Genomic DNA, 17,958 nt, shown 5'->3' with positions numbered 1-17,958 from the left:
GACCCTTCGTGTCCCTCACCTTCCACTGGTTCCTGCCCACCAACGGCGACAGCCGCCACGTCGTCGGCGGAGGTCATGGCGCCCCGGCGTCCGTCTCGGGGCGGGACCGGCCGCCGACCGTCGCCTATCTGAGCCAGATCGCCCGTGCCGCGGAGCAGCTCGGCTTCGTGGGTGCCCTGACCCCCACCGGCGCCTGGTGCGAGGACGCCTGGCTGACCACCGCCATGGTCAGCCGGCACACCGAACGGCTGAAGTTCCTGGTCGCCTTCCGGCCGGGATTCGTTTCGCCGACCCTCGCCGCGCAGATGGCGTCCACCTTCCAGCGGCAGTCCGGCGGACGGCTTCTGCTCAACGTCGTCACCGGCGGTGAGAGCCATGAGCAGCGCGCCTACGGCGACTTCCTCGACAAGGACGCGCGCTACCGCCGTACCGACGAATTCCTGCGGATCGTACGGGACCTGTGGGGTGGTGAGACCGTCAGCCTGGACGGGGAGCACCTGAGTGTGCAGAACGCGTCCCTGGCCCGGGTGCCCGACCCGGTGCCCGAGGTGTATTTCGGCGGCTCCTCGCCCGCCGCCGTGGAGGTGGCCGCCCGGCACGTCGACGTCTACCTCACCTGGGGCGAGCCGCCCGCGCAGGTCGCCGAGAAGATCGAACGGGTGCGGTCGGCCGCCGCCCGCGAGGGCCGCACCCTGCGGTTCGGCATCCGGCTGCACGTCATCACCCGCGACACCGCCGAACAGGCCTGGTCCGAGGCGTTCCGGCTGCTCGACGGATTCGACCGGGAGACCGTGTGCTCCGTCCAGGCCGGGCTCGCCCTAAGCGAGTCCGAGGGGCAGCGGCGCATGCTCGCCCTGCACGGCGGCAGCCGGGACGGGCTGGAGATCCACCCCAACCTCTGGGCGGGTATCGGGCTGGTGCGCGGCGGCGCGGGCACCGCCCTGGTCGGCAGCCACGACGAGGTCGTCGAGCGGATCAAGGAATATCACGCCCTGGGCATGGAGGAGTTCGTCCTCTCCGGTTACCCGCACCTGGAGGAGGCGTACTGGTTCGGCGAGGGTGTCCTGCCCCGCCTCGCCGCACAGGGGGTGTGGCGGCACCCCTTCCAGGAGGCCGTGGAGCCCGCGGTCCCCGCCCAGGTGCCGTTCGCGCGGTAGTGGAGGACACGGCGAAAGGGGCGTGACGGGACCGTTCGAAACGGTCAACCAACCTTTCACCAATAGGCAATTGACCATCCGGCACGGGGTTCCGGAGTCGACCGGTCCGCAGACTTGACTGGTACAGACCAATGCGGTTGAGTGGATGCGACACCCCCCACCACGGCCGCCCCCCACCCCGTGGCCGGCCCCGCCGGCGCGTGCGGCGAGACCCCGCTCCGGCATGCCCTCGCTCGGGAGCGGCCGTGTCCCGCATAGGAGTTGATCCCTTGTCGAGACGCCGCATTTCCTCCGTTCTGGCTGCCGTCGTCATCGCCGCCAGTGCGCCCGTGCTGCTCCCCGCCGCGACCGCTTCCGCCGCCCCCGCCTCGGCCGCCGCCGCGTGTTCCAGTTACCCGAACTGGGTCGCCGGGCAGTGGTACAACGCCGGCGATGTCGTCCGCTACACCGACGGCCGGGCGTACATCGCCGAGCACGGCAATCCGGGCTACGACCCGATCATCAGTACCTGGTACTGGGAGCCGTACTCCTGTGACAACGGCCCCGGAACACCGGTCGGGAACTTCGTCGTGACCGAGGCGCAGTTCAACCAGATGTTCCCGAACCGGAACCCCTTCTACACCTACAGCGGGCTGAAGGCGGCCCTGAGTGCCTACCCCGGCTTCGCCAACACGGGCAGCGACACGGTGAAGAAGCAGGAGGCCGCCGCCTTCCTGGCCAACGTCAGCCACGAGACCGGTGGTCTGGTGCATGTGGTCGAGCAGAACACGGCCAACTACTCGCACTACTGCGACTGGGGGCAGCCGTACGGCTGCCCGGCCGGTCAGTCCGGCTACTACGGGCGCGGGCCGATCCAGCTGAGCTGGAACTTCAACTACAAGGCCGCGGGCGACGCGCTCGGCATCGATCTGCTGAACAACCCCTGGCTGGTGCAGAACGACGCGTCCGTCGCCTGGAAGACGGCCCTGTGGTACTGGAACACCCAGTCCGGTCCCGGCAGCATGACGGGGCACAACGCCATGGTCAACCAGGCCGGTTTCGGCCAGACGATCCGCAGCATCAACGGCTCCCTGGAGTGTGACGGCCGCAACCCGGCGCAGGTGCAGAGCAGGGTGACCACATATCAGCAGTTCACCCAGATCCTCGGGACGTCACCCGGCGGCAACCTGTACTGCTGACGCGGGACGGCCGCGCATGGTGTCATGCCCCTGACTATCTGATCCGGCCGCGTACCGTCCACGTCCACTTCGTGTGCGTGGACGGTACGCGGCCATCCTTCGGACGAAGGGCACCCACCATGCGCACCCCCCACGCCCTGCTCGCCACGACCACCGCTCTTCTCGCGGCGGTCGTGGCACCGACCCCCGCGGCCGGGGCCGGCGCGGTACCGGCGCCCGGCACCTTCTACGTGCAGAGCGCGGCCACGGGCCTGAACGCGGCCGGCAACGCCGGATCCGTCGAGCAGCACCGGTCCCGCGGCAACGAGGACCACCAGCAGTGGAACCTGCGCCCGAACGGCGCCTCCTCCCTCCTGGAGAACACGGACACCCCGGGCACCTGCCTGGGCCGCGTCGGCGACCAGGCCAGGACCGTCCCCTGCACGAGCGCCGAGGCGGCCTGGGACATCACCCCCGCCGGTGCCGACCGGTACACACTCGGCGCACCCGGCACCGACCGGCGCCTCACGGTCGCCCCCAGACCCTCCGGCGCCAACCACCCCGCCCAACTCGCCGTCTCCGCAGGCTCCTCGGACCTCGCCCACTGGTATCTCACCCCGGTCTCTCCCGTCACCCGCCCCATGCCGCCCCAAGGCAGCCGCACCCTGGACCAGATCACCTTCCTCACCTCGCACAACGCCTACGCCAACGGGGTCGACGGCGGCTTCGCCCCGCCCTTCGTCAACCTCTTCCCCAACCAGACGCGAGGCATCGAACGCCAACTCGCCGACGGAGTGCGCGGATTCATGCTGGACATCCACCAGACCCCGGACGGCGCGATCCTCTGCCACAACAGTTGCACCCTGGTCAGCAGGCCCGTCGCGCTCTGGGTCGACCTCCAGCGCATGGTCGACTTCCTCAAGACCCACCCCGACCAGGTCGTCACCGTGTTCCTGGAGGACTACGTCGACCCCGGCGTGCTGCGTGCCGAACTCGCCCGCGTCAGCGGTCTGTCGGACGTGCTCTACCGGCCCGACCGCACCGGCGTGCGCGAGAACGGCTGGCCGACGATGGCGGACCTGACCGCCGCCGGAAAGCGACTGCTGATCTTCAGCGACCACAGCCGCTCCGCCGACCAGTCCGCGGGACTGACCCGGGACAGCTTCGGCGTCATGTACCAGCGCGAGTGGACCGTCGAGAACCACTGGTCCATGGGCTCGGGCGTCGGCGCCTCAGACTGGTCCTGCTACAGCCGCTGGTACGACGCCGGCGCCGACATCCCGCTCACCCGCACCGAGCCGGACTTCCGCCCCCTCTTCGTCATGAACCACTTCCGGGACACCCCGATGGCGAACACGGCCGGTACGGACAACGCCAAACTCGCCGACCGCGCCGGCCGGTTCTGCCAGCCCGCCGCCCGAAAGAAGCCCAACTTCCTCGCCGTGGACCGCTACGACCTCGGCAACCCGGCGGCCGCCGTCGACGCCCTCAACACGTACACGTATCCGTAACCCGGGGCGAACAAGGAGGGCCGTTGCCGCGCCGGGTCCGGCGCGGCAACGGCCCTACATCAGCCAGATTCCGTCCCGCATGAGCTGCCGCTCCGGCATTTCGCGCACCTCGTGCCAGGCTTGCACCGCCCGGGGGCGCACCCGGAAGAACGCGTAGCCGGCCCGGTCCGCGCGCGGATCCCAGCCGGTCTTCTCCCGGAACGCCTCCGCCGCCACCGGCGGCACCTCCCGTGCGCCGTACGTCTCCACCACGCCGTCGATCAGGACGACGTCCCGCGTGTCGCCGAACGCCAGCCGGGTCCGGCCGCCCTCCCGCAGATTGCGGCCGGTGGGGTTGGCGGGCCGGGTCGCCAACCAGACGGCCTCGCCGTCCCACGCGAACCACAGTGGCACCAGACAGGGCAGTCCCTCGGCGTCCGCCGAGGCCACCCAGATGTCCATCTCCCGTTCCAGGCGGTCCAGGACGTCGCTTCTGCGCCGCTCCCGGCTCCGCTGCGGTGTCTCGGTGATCTCCATGCGCGGACGGTAGCCGGGCGACCGGCCCGGACGCCTCGGGCCGGCGGCGTAGGTCTTCGGGCCCAGGTCCCGGGCACCGCCGGGAGGGGAACTGGCGTTCGCGCACGTTTTACGTATAACCTCTGCCGATCGATCCCACCCCGAAGAGGTTCCGATGAGACGTGCCGCCCCGCTCACCCCGGTCGTCGACGACCACGACGAGGCGATCCGCTCCTCCGCCGAGCCCCTCGGTCTCCGGCCCGCCGGCTGATCCCACACCCCGGCATCGCCACCGATTCCGCCTCCCTTTTCCGCCATCGATTCCGCCACCGACACCGAACCGCTGAGGAACGCCCGACCATGACCGCGCCCCGCATCACCCCCGACACCGACACCCTCCGCCGGCTGCCCAAGGCCGTGCTGCACGACCACCTCGACGGCGGTCTGCGGCCGGCCACCGTGGTGGAGCTCGCGGACGCGGCCGGTCACACCCTGCCCACCACCGACCCGGACGAGCTCGCCGCCTGGTACGTCGAGGCCGCGGGCTCGGGCGACCTGGTGCGCTACATAGCCACCTTCGAGCACACCCTCGCCGTCATGCAGACCCGCGAGGGACTGCTGCGCACCGCGGAGGAGTACGTGCTCGACCTCGCCGCCGACGGCGTCGTCTACGGCGAGGTCCGCTATGCCCCCGAGCTGATGACGAAGGGCGGACTGACCCTGCCCGAGGTGGTCGAGGCCGTGCAGGAGGGCCTGGCGGCCGGTATGGCCAAGGCCGCCGCCGCGGGGACGCCGGTACGGGTCGGAACGCTGCTGTGCGGCATGCGGATGTTCGACCGGACGCGGGAGATCGCCGACCTGGTGGTGGCGTTCCGGGACGCGGGTGTCGTGGGCTTCGACATCGCCGGCGCCGAGGACGGCTTCCCCGCCGCCGATCACCTCGACGCCTTCGAGCACCTGCGCCGTGAGAGCGTGCCGTTCACCATTCACGCCGGCGAGGCCCACGGCCTGCCCAGCATCCACCAGGCCGTCCAACTGTGCGGCGCCCAGCGCATCGGTCACGGCGTGCGGATCACCGAGGACATCGTCGAGGGCAAGCTCGGCCGGCTCGCGGGCTGGGTCCGCGACCGCCGTATCGCGCTGGAGATGTGCCCCACCTCCAACCTCCAGACCGGGGCCGCCGAATCGATCGCCACGCACCCCATCACCGCTTTGAAGGACCTCGGCTTCCGGGTCACCCTCAACACGGACAACCGGCTGGTGTCCGGCACCACGATGATCCGTGAGATGTCCCTGCTGGTGGAGCAGGCCGGCTGGACCGTCGAGGACCTGCGGACCGTCACGGTGAATGCCGTCAAGAGCGCGTTCCTCCCGTTCGACGAGCGCAACGCCCTGCTCAGGGACGTGGTCCTGCCCGGCTACGACTCCGTGCGCTGAAGCAGCCCCCGTACATAGGCGGCCTGTCCGGCGTGCTGGAGATCGTCGGACAGGACGCTGACCAGGCGCACCCCCAGGCTCACCGGCGGATCCCAGCGCTCGTCCACGACGCGCTCCAGGTCCTTGGCGGCCAGTGCGCCCAGGGCGTCCAGGGTCTGCTCGTGCACCGCGTCGTAGTAGCCGGTGAGGAGGTCGCCCGCACCGACCCGCACCCCGGCGACCTGCTCCGGGGTGTGGCCGTACCCGGTGTCGTGGCGGGGCAGGCCGAGCGCGAACCGCTTCTCGAAGCCCTGGGCGAGCCACACCTGGTCGAGTCCGAAGGCGTCCGCGACGTGGTCGTCCTGGATCCGGGTGAGGTGCCAGACCAGCCAGGCGACGGAGTTGGCGCCCGGGGCCGGCACAGTGTTCAGGGCGTCGGGGCCGAGCCCGGTCACGGCGGCGTGGACCTCTTCGCGGATCCTGCCGTAGCCGTCGATGAGGATGTCCTTGGCAAGCATGGGACCACCCTCGCGCATCTCACCGCCGGTCGCGCTCCGTTCCGCACGCCCCGCCGGATGTGCGCCGCCCTTCTCCGCGCGCCGTCCGCTACGCCCGCCCGCCGTCCAGCAGGGCCATCAGCGCCCGCGCCGCCGGGCTGGTCGCCTCCTCGGGCGGGACCAGCACCACACTCTCGTACACCGACTCACCGGTGTCCTTCAGCGACAGGGCGGTCAGTGCCGCGCGCTTGTGCCGGAAATGCTGGGGGACGACGGCGATGCCGAGGTTCTCGTCGACCAGGTCCAGCAGACTGTGCACGTCGTTCACCTCCAGCGCCACCGTGCGCCGTACGCCGGCGCCGGCGAACGCGGTGTCGGTGGCGCGGCGCGGGCCCCAGTCGGGATGGAAGTCCACGAACACCTCGCCGCCCAGGTCGTGCGGGGTCAGCGGCGCCCCGGCCCGCGCCAGGCGGTGATCGGGATGGCAGAGCACGGTCATCGGCTCGCCGACGAGGGCCACCGACCGCAACTGGTCGGGGTCCGTGGGGGTCCGGTAGGCGAAGGCCAGGTCGAGGCGTCCCGCCGCGACCTCCTCCGCCAGCGCCGCCGAGCCCCCTTGCCGCAGCCGGATCTCCACGTCCGGATGGCGCCGCCGGAAATCGGCCAGCAGTTCCGCCGGGTGCACCCCGGCAATGCACTGCTCGGTGCCCAGGGCGAGCGTGCCGCGCAGCACTCCCTGGACCGCGGCCACCGCCTCGTGCGCCGCCCGCACCTGCGCCAGGATCCGCTCGGCCTCCACCAGTAGCGCCCGGCCGGCCTCCGTGAGGGCCACCCTCCGGGTCGTCCGTACGAACAACGGTGTCTGCAACTCGCGCTCCAGGGAGCGGATCGACGCCGAAAGACCCGACTGGGAGACCAGCAGCCGCTCCGCCGCACGGGTGAAGTGCTGGTCCTCGGCGACGGCGACAAAATGCTGAAGGTGACGCAGTTCCATGATTGAGAAGCGTATTCGCTGAATTCCATCGGATTCCTCTGTTGGACCGCTGCCCGCGAACCGCGACAGAGTGGAACCCGGTTCTGGTTCCACGGAGCCGGACGCCCGTGTACCCCCCCTGTGTGCCAACCCCCTGGAGTCGCGTTGTACACCCCGCACCCCGACCGTTACGCGGACCTGCCCTACCGGCGCACCGGACGCAGCGGGCTCAAGCTTCCCGCGCTCTCGCTCGGCCTGTGGCACAACTTCGGTCCCGACCGTCCCGCCGAGACCCAGCGCGCCATCCTGCGCCGCGCCTTCGACCTCGGTGTCACCCACTTCGACCTCGCCAACAACTACGGCCCGCCCCCCGGTGCCGCCGAATCCGCCCTCGGCGAGGCCCTGCGCGCGGACTTCGCGCCGTACCGCGACGAGCTGGTGATCTCCACCAAGGCCGGCTACCTGATGTGGCCCGGTCCGTACGGTGAATGGGGTTCCCGCAAGCACCTGCTGTCCTCGCTCGACCAGAGCCTGGACCGCATGGGCCTCGACCACGTCGACATCTTCTACTCGCACCGCTTCGACCCCGAAACTCCGCTGGAGGAGACGATGGGGGCCCTGCATTCGGCGGTCCAGCAGGGCAAGGCGCTCTACGTCGGAGTCTCCAACTACTCCGCGGAGCAGACCCGCGAGGCCGCCCGCATCCTGGGCGAGCTGGGCACCCCGCTGCTGATCCACCAGCCCCGCTACTCGATGCTCGACCGGCGCCCGGAGGACGAAGGCCTGCTGGACGCCCTGGACGAGCTCCAGGTCGGCTCCATCGCCTACTCCCCGCTGGAGCAGGGTCTGCTGACCGCCCGCTACCTCGACGGCATCCCCGAGGACTCCCGGGCCGCGAGCGACAGCCCGTTCCTGAACACCGACGCCGTCACCGGTGAGCTGGTGGAGCGGCTGCGCACGCTGAACGAGATCGCCGAGTCCCGCGGCCAGAGCCTCGCGCAGATGGCGCTTTCCTGGGTCCTGCGCGGCGGACGGGTGACCTCGGCCCTGGTCGGGGCGAGCAGCCCCCGGCAGCTGGAGGACAGCGTCGCGGCCACCCGCAACCTCGACTTCGACGCGGACGAACTGGCCCGCATCGACGCGGTCGTCAAGCGGTAGGGCCGGCGTCCGGCAGATCGTTTCCGGCCGTGTCGTCGACGTCATGACGGCACGGCCGACGCCGTACCGGGTCCGCTTCGTGCAGTGCCGGGCGCCGCAAACGCACCATTTCGGCCAACCAGAGGGGCGAATATGCCAGGAGAGTGGCCGGAAAGGCGTGGTGACAGTGATTCAGCGGTGAACATACTCGACAACGAGAGCGCTTCACCCCGCGCAACGGCGCCCTCACGCACAGCACGCGACCCACCGGAGAGCGAGCCCGGTCGGCCGACGGGCAACGCAACCGGGGGAGAGAATCGTGCACGACGAGTTCCTGTGCCACGTCACGGCGTACGGAGTCTGCGACGGCCGCCGCATCGGTGTACCCCTCGGCACGTACCGCGCCCCCACCCTGGCCCTCGCCCTGTGGTGGCTGCGCGACCGCGCCTCCTGGATCGCCGAGCGCCTCGACCCGCAGCCGGAGGCCGAACACTTACCCCCGGGCGCGCTCGTCCCCGTCGCCGACGGAGTACCCGACGTACCCGCCGTGCTGCGTGCCTGGTGCGGCGACGTCGCCCACCAGGAGGAAATGGCCGAGGCCCTGGCCGCCGGACAGATGGTGCGCCTGGCCACCGGCGACGACACCACCGAGTACGAGCTCCTGGCCGAGTCCGTGGACGCCCTGCGGATGCAGCGCGCGGCCCCGGTCCTGGGCGTCCCCGTCGCCTGATCCGCCCTGCCCCGGTCCTGTGCGTCCCCGTCGCCTGACCCGCGCCCCGCCCCGGTCCCATCCGCCACACCAGGCACTCGAACGGGCCAATCGGTAGAATCCAGGCATGGTCGAGCGGCCGGTCGCACCGGAGCTCCTCGTGGAGACCGACAGCGGCTCCACCCTGATGAGCCCGGTCCGCGACTACCACGTCGGACGCGACCCGTTGAGCGACATCGTCATGGACGACGCCCGGGTCTCCTGGCACCACGCGGTGCTCCACCCCGGTGACGGCCACTGGACCATCAAGGACGAGCGCAGCACCAACGGCACCTACACCGACGGCCACCGTGTGCACGTGAGGGACGTGGGCCCCGGCAGCGTCATCCGCTTCGGCAGCCCTCAGGACGGACCGAGCGCTCTCCTGATCGACCGGCCGCCGCCGCCCGCCCCCGAACGCCTCTCCGCCGTGTCGAGCCCCGCCCTGACCGGCACCTACCGGCGGCCCACCACCGTACGGCCGCTGCCCACCCGCACCGTCCGCATCGGCCGCGCCGCCGACAACGACCTAGTCATCGACGATCTCGTGGTCTCCCGCCGGCACGCCGAACTGAGGGCGCTGCCCGACGGGACGTACGAGATCGCCGACCTCGGCAGCCACAACGGCACCTACCTCAACGGCAGGCCCGTCACCAGCGCCCCGGTCGGCCCCGGTGACATCGTCGGCATCGGCCACTCCGCGCTCTGCCTCGTCGGCGACGAACTCCAGGAGTACGTCGACACCGGCGAGATCTCCCTCGAGGTGCAGGACCTCACCGTCGTCGTCGACCACGGCCGCAGGACCCTGCTCGACCAGGTGTCGTTCCCGGTGGGGGAGAAGTGCCTGCTCGCCGTGGTCGGCCCGAGCGGCGCGGGCAAGTCCACCCTCCTCAACGCCCTCACCGGACAGCGTCCCGCCGACCACGGCACCGTTCTCTACGACGGCCGCGACCTCTACCGCGACTACGCCGAACTGCGCCAGCGCATCGGTCTCGTCCCGCAGGACGACATCCTGCACGCCCAGCTCACCGTCCGCAGCGCCCTGTCCTACGCCGCCGAACTCCGCTTCCCGCAGGACACCGCCAAGGCCGAGCGCCGCTCCCGGGTCGACGAGGTCATCCGCGAACTCGGCCTGGAACAGCGGGCGGAACAGCCCGTGCACAGCCTCTCCGGCGGTCAGCGCAAACGCGTCAGCGTGGCCCTGGAACTCCTCACCAAGCCGTCCCTGCTGTTCCTCGACGAGCCGACCTCGGGTCTGGACCCGGGGATGGACCGCTCGGTGATGCACATGCTGCGCGCCCTGGCCGACGACGGCCGCACCGTCATCGTGGTCACCCACAGCGTGCTCAGCCTGGACGTGTGCGACCGGCTCCTCATGCTCGCCCCCCAAGGACGCGTCGCCTACTACGGACCGCCCGAGGACGCCCTCGCGTTCTTCGGATTCGAGCAGTGGCCGGAAACCTTCGAAGCCTTCGAACGCGACCGGGACCGCGACTGGGCGGGCGACTACCGCGCCTCGCCCTTCCACGGCAGGTACATCGCCGACGCCACCGCCCAGCCCCGGCAGCGGACGGCCGGCCCGGTCGCCGTCGCCCCGCCGCCCCGGCCGCGCAGCCGCACCGCGCAACTCGGCACCCTCGTACGCCGTTACGCCGCCGCGCTCAGCGCGGACCGCACGTTCCTCGCCATCATGATCGCGCTGCCCTTCGTGATGGGGGCGATGGCCCGTGCCCTGGCCGGCGGCACCCTGACCCCGAGCACCGCGATGAACGCCCTGCTCATCCTGTGCGTCGGCGCCGTCCTCACGGGCGCAGCCAACGCCGTGCGGGAACTCGTCAAGGAACGCCCGATCCACCGGCGTGAACGGGCCGTCGGCCTGTCCAGATCGGCGTACCTGATGTCGAAGATCATCGTGCTGGGCACGGTCACCGTGCTGCAGGCGGTGGTGCTCACCCTGGTCGCCCTGCTCGGGGTCGACCTCGACGCACCAGGCGGTGAAGGCGTGCTGATGCCTCCCCTGGTGGAGATCACGGTGGCCGTGGCCCTGCTCGGCTTCACCGCCATGATGCTCGGCCTGCTCGTCTCCGCGCTGGTGCGCAAGGAGGAGGTGACGATGCCGCTGCTGGTGCTGCTGGCCATCGTCCAGGTCGTCTTCTGCGGTGCCCTGCTGAAACTGGACGGCGTGCCCGTCCTGGAGCAGCTCTCCTGGCTGGTGCCCTCGCGCTGGGCGTTCGGCGCGATGGCCGGCACCGTCGACCTGGCCCGGATCGCCCCGGGGGAGACCACCGCGGACCCGCTCTTCCAGCACTCCCCGGAAGTGTGGATGCTCGATGTGGCGATGCTGCTGGTCCTTTCGGCGCTGTTCGCGTTCGCCGTGTCGCGGCTGCTGCGCCGCCATGAACCCGCCGTGATGCGGAGGTAGCCGGCTCATGACGACCCCGTCCACGTCCGGATTCCGGCCCACCCATGTCGTACCGGGCGACGGCATGCGGGCCTGGGAGGCGCCCGACCCCGCCGGGCCCACCGTCGGCCTCGACCCGCTGCTGCCGGTACGGCTGGTCGAGCGGCGCGGGGACTGGGGCCAGGTGCTGTGCTCCAACGGCTGGTCGGCCTGGGTCGACGGCCGTCTGCTGGTCGCGGTGCCCCAGGACCCGCCCGCCTCCGAAGCACCCCCGGTCCGCACCGTCGACCCCCGGCCGTTGCTGACCCGGGCCGAGGAGGCCCTGGCCGGCTACCGGGCGGCCGTCGAGGCACTGGCCGACGGCCGCCTCGACGGCGAGGGGTTCCGCATACGCACCCGGGGGCTGCGCGTCGGCCTCGTCGTCGACGGGGAGTCCCTGTGGCTCTACGACTCCGACCACGGCCGCTGGGTCTACACCGACGGCACCCGCCTGCACACCTACGCCGCCGACGACCCGCCCGCCGACGACCCGCCGCGCGTCCCCGGAGTCTCCGAGGCCCCCGACGCCTCCGCATCCCCCGGACACGCCCCCACCCAGGTCGTACCCGGCGAACCCACCAGGGCCGTGCCCGGCGAACCCACCCGGGTCGTACCCGGCGAACCCACCAGGGCCGTGCCCGGCGAACCCACCAGGGCCGTGCCCGGCGAACCCACCAGGGTCGTGCCCGGCGAACCCACCAGGGCCGTGCCCGGCGAACCCACCCGCGCCGTCTCCTCGGGCCCTTCCCCGGACCGTGACGTCCGATGACGCACGACACCAGCCTGTTCGCCGGCCGGCCCTCCGAGCTGACGGGGCAGCAGGTCGCGGGCTACCGCCTCGAGCGCGAGATCGGCCGTGGCGGCATGGCCGTCGTCTACCGCGCCCGGGACCTGCGCCTGGACCGCACCGTCGCCCTGAAACTGCTCGCCCCGGAACTCGCCCGCAACGACGTCTTCCGCCGCCGCTTCACCCACGAGTCCCGCACCGCCGCCGCCATCGACCACCCGCACATCGTCCCCGTCTTCGAGGCCGGGGAGACGGACGGCATCCTCTACATCGCCATGCGGTACGTCGAAGGCAGCGACCTGCGCCACCTCCTCGACCGTGAGGGGCCCCTGCCGTCCCGCACCGCGCTGCGCATCGCCGTGCAGGTGGCCTCGGCGCTCGACGCCGCCCACGAGCACGGCCTGGTCCACCGGGACGTCAAGCCCGGCAACATCCTGGTCGCCCGCGGCACCGACAGCGACCACCCCGAGCACGTCTACCTCACCGACTTCGGCCTGACCAAGAAGTCCCTCTCCCTGACGGGGTTCACCACCGTCGGCCAGTTCGTCGGCACGCTCGACTACGTGGCCCCGGAACAGATATCCGGGCGTCCGGTCGACGCCCGCTGCGACGTCTACGGGTTCGCCTGCGTCGTCCACGAGACCCTCGCCGGCCATCCGCCCTTCCGCCGGGACGACGACATGGCCCTGCTCTGGGCCCACCAGTACGACGAGCCGCCGCCCCTGACCGCCGTACGCCCCGACCTTCCCCCGCAGACCGACGCCGTCCTGGCCAAGGCGCTGGCGAAGAGCCCCGACGACCGGTACGCGTCCTGCCTGGACCTCGTCGCCGCCCTGCGCGCCGCCGTCACGGGGGGCGGCGCCACCACGACCGCCCCCGAGGGGCACCCCGCCACCCGCGTGGACCCGCGTGGAAGCCGGAACGGGAGCACGGGTGGAGACGGGAGCGGAAACGCCGTCGAAGGCCGGGGTGGAGCCGCGTCAACGGGGGGAGGGGCGGAGCGGGACGCGCCACAGCCTCCACCGGCCTGGGCGGAACCGGTGTTCGGGCCGGCGCGGACCTAGAGTCTTGGGGAGTTCCCGCCCGCCCGGTCAGCCGTCCGCCCCCCTCGGCCGGTCCGGCCGGCCGCGGCGGCGCGCCCCCCGGGCCAGCAGCGCGCCCGCGAAGCCGGCGACCAGACCCCACAGGAGGGCCAGCCCCAGCGCGACCGGCAGACGCGGTTTCAGCAGGACCTGACCGGAGAGCCCCGTGCCCAGGTCGCCGATGCCGAGCACGGACAGGCCGAGCCGGGCGGAGATCCGGCCGACCAGGCAGATCGTCAGGACCGCCAGTGCGAGCGCCACCGCCAAGTGCACGGCGTGCTGCCGGGCCCGGACCCGGGCCGGTGACAGGGCCGCCATCACGAACGCCACGGCCAGCAGCAGGACCGCGTCGGCCACCGGCAGCCACCACACCCTGGCGTCGTGCTCGGCGAGCGTGCTCAGGTTCAGCGCCGAGACGTCCTCGGTCCGCAGCACCTCGTCGAGGACGTGCGGCATGGGCAGCCCGAAGGGGCCTTCCACCCTGCCGTCCCAGGTGGCGCCCAGCCCGATGGTCAGCGCGAGCCAGGTCACATTGGGCAGGCCGAGCAGGAGCACGGCGAACGTCTCCGCCGGACGCCCCCGAGTCGCCGCGACGACCAGCGCGATCACGGCACCGATGACGACGAAGGCGAGCAGCAGTTGCAGCACCGCGTGCGCGGCGGGCCGTACCGCCGTCTGGAACCGGAGCAGCCGGAGCGGCAGTGGGGCGCCGCGCGACACCAGCAGGGCCAGCACCAGGACACCCGCCAGCCAGAGCAGGCCGACGAGAAGGGTCAGCGGCACATCGGCGGCGAAGCCGACCTCGGGGGAGACCCCGAACAGATCACCGAGATCCCCCAGGGCACCTTCCCCGAGGGAGATCTCGAATGTGTGCCGGGCGGCGAACGCGAGGCAGAGCAGGGCGATCAGCCACAGGGCGGCGACCCTCGCGGCCCACCCGGCAAGCTCCGGCGCCCCGGCGACGGCCCGGTGGCGCAACGGGCGCAGAAAGCCCCAGCCGATGAACAGGGCGCCGGTGAGAGTGACGGACAGTGGCATGACGGTCAGGCCGCCCTCCGCGCCGGCCAGGTCGCCCGCGTCGCCGGACAGGTCCACCGACCCGCCGACGGCCGTGACGACGGTCGCAGCGAGCACCGTGGGGAACGAACCGTCCGGGAGACCCGTGGCACCGGCCGCCCACAGTCCGAGCGCGGCTACGAGGCCCATGGCGATCAGCCCGCCCAGCACCGTGACGAGGGCCTGCGCCCAGCCGTGGCGGGGGACCGCCAGGTCGGAGAGGGTGGGTGAACTCACCACTGCACGCTAAGCAGCCTCCGCACGGGGCGCCTGCCGGGAGGTCCGTCCGCGTCGGCTTGCGGCGGGCGCGCCACCGGGGCACACAATGAACCCATAACGGAAGAATCGTCATGCCGATACTGACCTGATGGTCATCTCCTGAAGCCGCTCCGGGAAGAAGGGCTCGTGACCGTCGAACCACCGTCCTCCGGCCGGCCCGCCGGACCTCCCTCCGGGCCTCTGTCGGGTTCCTCCCCGCCTCCGTCCTCGGGCCCGCCCCCGCCGCCACCGCCGGGTGGAGCGGGCGGGGGAGACGGCGGCAACGGCACGGGGCCGTCCGGGCGAGGCCAGCGGCTGTGGTGGAGGTCCGTACCCGGCCTCGGGGTGCTCGTCGCGGCCATGGCGGTGGCCGTGGTCCTCGCCGTGGTGCTCACCCGCACCGACGGCGGATCCGAGGCGGGCGGCGGCGAGGTCTTCCTCCAGGCCGCGAACGCGACCGGCCCCGACCCGTTCACCGAGTCGACGGCCGAGAACGGCTCCGCGCCACCCACGACCTCCGCCCCGCCCACCACCGGCGCCCCGACCACCGGATCGGCGTCCGAGTCCTCTCCGGCCACCGCGGTGCGCGGTGTCCGCGGTGGCGAACCCGGCCTGTACGGCGGCACCCGCGACGTCTCCAGCTGTGACGTGGAGCAGCAGATCAAGTACCTCCGGGAGGTGCCGGCGAAGAACGAGGCGTTCGCCTCGGTGGCCGGCGTCGAATCCTCCGAGGTCCCCTCGTACCTGCGCTCGCTGACCCCGCTGCAACTCCGGCTGGACATCAGGGTCACCAACCACGGATACCGCGACGCCGCCGCCACCGACTACCAGGCCGTCCTCCAGGCGGGCACGGCCGTGCTCGTCGACGCCCGCGGCGTCCCCCGGGTCCGCTGCGCCTGCGGCAACCCGCTGACCAAGCCGGTCGAACAGTCCGACCCCCGCTACACCGGCACCCCCTGGCCGGGCTACTCCCCCTCGAAGGTCGTCGTGGTCGACCCCGCTCCGCGGGACATCGAGAAGTTCGTGGTCCGCGACACCGACGGCGGCTGGTTCGAGCGGAACCAGGGCGACGCGGGCGGCAAGGACCGCCCCACGAAGCCACCGGACGGGCAGAACCCGTCGCCGGGCGACACGACCCCCTCGTCGCCGTCACCCGACACCTCCCCGTCGACCCCGCCGGCCACCCCGTCCACCCCCGGCTCCGGGCCGGCGACGGGCGAGGACGATCTCCCCGGCGAGCCACCGTCGAGCGATTCCGGGGACAGCGGCCCGACGACCGGCGAACCGCCGCCGTCCGCACCCCAGGCGCCACCACCGGCCGAGTCCGGCACCACGAACGACGCACCGAACGGCACCGGCGGCAACGGCACGAGCGGCCTCATGAGCGATGCCACGAGCGGCGCCGCCCGGGGGTTCACACCCGGGGATCCAGGCGAATGATCAGCCGGACCGGCTCCGGTCACGCGCTGCCCTGCGCCCCCGTACCACCAGAGCGTGGTCGCCCAGCCCCAGCAGCCGCTCGGCCGGCAGCTCGCCGATGGTCGTCAGGATCGCCTCGATACGGGCGGTGAGCGGATCGAACGCCGCGTCGAGCACGGTGCCGCGCTCCTCGCCGTCCTCGGTGAGCACCCTGCGGCCGAGCAGATCGTGATGCGGCGGAGCCACGGCCGGAGCGGAGGACGGAGCCGCGATCAGCATGTCCGGGCCGGCGGTGTCCAGGGCGTCCCAGGGCAGGACGGCGTCCCCGCGCAGCCGTCCGCGCCGTACCCGTACGTGCGTGACGGTGCCGGACGCCGCGTCGACCGTCAGCGCCCGTACGACACCCAGACGGATCCCCTCGTCCGGGGTCAGCACCGGAAGCCCTCGCACCCGGGAGAACAGCATCACGGCAGGACGCCCGTCCGCCGGGCGTGGAACGCGCCGACCCGTGCCACGAAGTCCGGCAGGTCGTCGGTGACATAGGCGGTGACGTGCGCGGGGACGACCAGCGACCGGCCGGAGACGGACACCGCCTCACCGTAGGGCACGTACACCCGGTGCCGCCGGTGCCTCGAACCCGGCACCGGCCCCCGGTGCGCGGCGAGCCGGAAGGCGACGATCCGGCCGCTGGTGCCGCCCTCGACCAGGACGTCGAGCACCGTACCGAGCCGGTCGCCCTCGTCGGTGAGGACCTGCGCCCTGAGCAGCCGCCCGCGCAGGGCATCGCGGCGGGCCACCGACAGGGGCAGGTCGCACAGCGCCTCCTCGTCGCGGACCATGACCGCGTGACGGCCGAGGGAGTGCACCGCCGGCCAGGGCAGGTCCCGGGCCGGCGAGCCCGACAGCAGGGTCCGGCCGGTGAGGGTGAAGCCTGTGATGCACCCGGCCTCGGCGTCGAGGACGGTGTCCTTGACGTGGGCGACGGCATCGCCGCCCAGCGTCACCACGGGCAGCGTCGACAGGCTCCGTACCGCCAACAGCTCGCTCATCGGTCGCCTTCCCGCTGCCGCCCCTGGCCGTCGCCCTTCCCGCATGCCCGTCACCCGCCATCCCCTCCCGCTGAGGCCGGGTTCCCGTTCTGTGGCGTGGCGAACACCGATCGGGGGACTGAGCAGCCGAACTCGGGGTACGTGCACCTGTGCAGATCGTCCGGCTCGTCCGGTCGGCCCGGCTTCGCAGAGAGAAGCACATGATCGATCACCTGGACGGGGCAGTGATACCGACTGGTTTCGACGTGCCCGTGGAACCGCTACGGCGGGCAGCACACTTCACCGGCGAGCCGGGATGCATCGCCGAGGCGCGTGCCTTCGCATCGCTGTTCCTGGAGCAGCTCAGGACCGAGTGGTGCGCCACGATCGGCGAGCGGACCGACGGCGCGGCACTCCTGGTCGTGAGCGAACTGGTCACCAACGCCGACCGGCACAGCAACGGCCCGTACATCCTGGAGCTGGAGGGTACGGACGAATCGATCACGGTCGCCGTCTACGACAGCAGCGGCACGCTGCCTCGTATCTACCCCCGCGATCCCGAGCGCATCGGCTGCCACGGCCTGGAGATCGTGCAGGTTCTGGCGCGCGACATCCGCGTGGAGCGGGTACCGGTCGGAAAGTGTGTCCGCGCGGTGCTGAGCTTCGACGCCGGCTGAACGGCACCTGCGGCCGGCGCACGTCCCGGGCGGTCTGCACGTGCCGAACCCCGGCACCCCGGAACACGGAATGCGGCTGCTGTCCCACCCCCGCGGGGGTGGGACAGCAGCCGCATTCCG

General features: G+C 72.2%; 17 protein-coding genes. 11 read left to right on the top strand and 6 right to left on the bottom strand.

What is annotated here, in order from left to right:
- Nucleotides 1–8: 8 nt before the first annotated feature.
- The 3 genes from ACFYQA_RS17095 (at nucleotide 9) to ACFYQA_RS17085 (ending at nucleotide 3,825) form a co-directional block, all read left to right on the top strand.
- Nucleotides 9–1,157, top strand: a complete 1,149-nt coding sequence (locus tag ACFYQA_RS17095; protein ID WP_388917808.1) for an LLM class flavin-dependent oxidoreductase — start codon at nucleotides 9–11, stop codon at nucleotides 1,155–1,157.
- Between the two features lie 269 nt (nucleotides 1,158–1,426).
- Nucleotides 1,427–2,335 (top strand): glycoside hydrolase family 19 protein, encoded by a 909-nt coding sequence (locus ACFYQA_RS17090; protein ID WP_388917805.1) that lies wholly within the window; start codon nucleotides 1,427–1,429, stop codon nucleotides 2,333–2,335.
- Nucleotides 2,336–2,454: 119 nt separating this feature from the next.
- Entirely contained in the window at nucleotides 2,455–3,825 is a 1,371-nt protein-coding gene (locus ACFYQA_RS17085) for a phospholipase (RefSeq protein ID WP_388917802.1), read from the top strand.
- A 54-nt stretch (nucleotides 3,826–3,879) separates the two neighbouring features.
- Here the strand turns inward: ACFYQA_RS17085 and ACFYQA_RS17080 are convergent, their stop codons facing one another.
- The gene (locus ACFYQA_RS17080; RefSeq protein ID WP_388917799.1) at nucleotides 3,880–4,341 is read right to left on the bottom strand and encodes a pyridoxamine 5'-phosphate oxidase family protein; all 462 of its coding nucleotides are present in this window, start codon (nucleotides 4,339–4,341) and stop codon (nucleotides 3,880–3,882) included.
- 339 nt (nucleotides 4,342–4,680) lie between these two features.
- On the opposite strand from ACFYQA_RS17080, the gene ACFYQA_RS17075 reads away from it, so the two are divergent.
- Entirely contained in the window at nucleotides 4,681–5,757 is a 1,077-nt protein-coding gene (locus ACFYQA_RS17075; protein WP_388917795.1) for an adenosine deaminase, read from the top strand.
- Here the strand turns inward: ACFYQA_RS17075 and ACFYQA_RS17070 are convergent.
- A complete protein-coding gene (locus ACFYQA_RS17070) occupies nucleotides 5,739–6,254 on the bottom strand; it encodes a DUF664 domain-containing protein (RefSeq protein ID WP_388917792.1) in 516 nt (171 codons plus the stop codon). The genes ACFYQA_RS17075 and ACFYQA_RS17070 overlap by 19 nt on opposite strands.
- An 88-nt stretch (nucleotides 6,255–6,342) precedes the next feature.
- A complete protein-coding gene (locus ACFYQA_RS17065) occupies nucleotides 6,343–7,227 on the bottom strand; it encodes a LysR substrate-binding domain-containing protein (protein WP_388917789.1) in 885 nt (294 codons plus the stop codon).
- 144 nt (nucleotides 7,228–7,371) lie between these two features.
- On the opposite strand from ACFYQA_RS17065, the gene mgrA reads away from it, so the two are divergent.
- The 5 genes from mgrA (at nucleotide 7,372) to ACFYQA_RS17040 (ending at nucleotide 13,382) form a co-directional block, all read left to right on the top strand.
- Complete coding sequence (gene mgrA / locus ACFYQA_RS17060) at nucleotides 7,372–8,364, top strand: L-glyceraldehyde 3-phosphate reductase (RefSeq protein ID WP_386392100.1); 993 nt, start codon at nucleotides 7,372–7,374, stop codon at nucleotides 8,362–8,364.
- A 298-nt stretch (nucleotides 8,365–8,662) separates the two neighbouring features.
- Complete coding sequence (locus tag ACFYQA_RS17055; RefSeq protein ID WP_332425311.1) at nucleotides 8,663–9,073, top strand: hypothetical protein; 411 nt, start codon at nucleotides 8,663–8,665, stop codon at nucleotides 9,071–9,073.
- 106 nt (nucleotides 9,074–9,179) lie between these two features.
- Nucleotides 9,180–11,513 (top strand): FHA domain-containing protein, encoded by a 2,334-nt coding sequence (locus ACFYQA_RS17050; RefSeq protein WP_388917785.1) that lies wholly within the window; start codon nucleotides 9,180–9,182, stop codon nucleotides 11,511–11,513.
- A 7-nt stretch (nucleotides 11,514–11,520) separates the two neighbouring features.
- Nucleotides 11,521–12,300: a hypothetical protein gene (locus tag ACFYQA_RS17045; protein ID WP_388917782.1), complete on the top strand. Its 780-nt coding sequence runs from the start codon at nucleotides 11,521–11,523 to the stop codon at nucleotides 12,298–12,300.
- The gene (locus tag ACFYQA_RS17040; protein WP_388917779.1) at nucleotides 12,297–13,382 is read left to right on the top strand and encodes a serine/threonine-protein kinase; all 1,086 of its coding nucleotides are present in this window, start codon (nucleotides 12,297–12,299) and stop codon (nucleotides 13,380–13,382) included. Before ACFYQA_RS17045 ends, ACFYQA_RS17040 begins: the two co-directional genes overlap by 4 nt.
- A 27-nt stretch (nucleotides 13,383–13,409) precedes the next feature.
- On the opposite strand, the gene ACFYQA_RS17035 is transcribed toward ACFYQA_RS17040, so the two are convergent.
- Nucleotides 13,410–14,693 (bottom strand): streptophobe family protein, encoded by a 1,284-nt coding sequence (locus tag ACFYQA_RS17035; protein ID WP_388917776.1) that lies wholly within the window; start codon nucleotides 14,691–14,693, stop codon nucleotides 13,410–13,412.
- Between the two features lie 168 nt (nucleotides 14,694–14,861).
- On the opposite strand from ACFYQA_RS17035, the gene ACFYQA_RS17030 reads away from it, so the two are divergent.
- Entirely contained in the window at nucleotides 14,862–16,154 is a 1,293-nt protein-coding gene (locus tag ACFYQA_RS17030; RefSeq protein WP_388917773.1) for a DUF6777 domain-containing protein, read from the top strand.
- Here ACFYQA_RS17030 and ACFYQA_RS17025 read toward each other — a convergent pair whose 3' ends face one another.
- Together ACFYQA_RS17025 and ACFYQA_RS17020 are read right to left on the bottom strand one after the other, a co-directional pair.
- Nucleotides 16,155–16,598 (bottom strand): PRC-barrel domain-containing protein, encoded by a 444-nt coding sequence (locus tag ACFYQA_RS17025; RefSeq protein ID WP_388918090.1) that lies wholly within the window; start codon nucleotides 16,596–16,598, stop codon nucleotides 16,155–16,157.
- Nucleotides 16,598–17,182, bottom strand: a complete 585-nt coding sequence (locus ACFYQA_RS17020) for a PRC-barrel domain-containing protein (RefSeq protein ID WP_388917770.1) — start codon at nucleotides 17,180–17,182, stop codon at nucleotides 16,598–16,600. Before ACFYQA_RS17020 ends, ACFYQA_RS17025 begins: the two co-directional genes overlap by 1 nt.
- 200 nt (nucleotides 17,183–17,382) lie before the next feature.
- Here ACFYQA_RS17020 and ACFYQA_RS17015 point away from each other — a divergent pair, with 200 nt between their 5' ends.
- The gene (locus tag ACFYQA_RS17015) at nucleotides 17,383–17,838 is read left to right on the top strand and encodes an ATP-binding protein (protein ID WP_388917767.1); all 456 of its coding nucleotides are present in this window, start codon (nucleotides 17,383–17,385) and stop codon (nucleotides 17,836–17,838) included.
- The last annotated feature ends 120 nt before the right edge of the window (nucleotides 17,839–17,958 follow it).

Origin of the sequence: Streptomyces sp. NPDC005774, assembly GCF_042871645.1 — a bacterium.
In the GTDB taxonomy this organism is placed as follows: Bacteria; Actinomycetota; Actinomycetes; order Streptomycetales; family Streptomycetaceae; genus Streptomyces; species Streptomyces pratens.
Note: the sequence above shows the minus strand (reverse complement) of the source record. Positions and strands in the feature narration are given on the sequence as shown.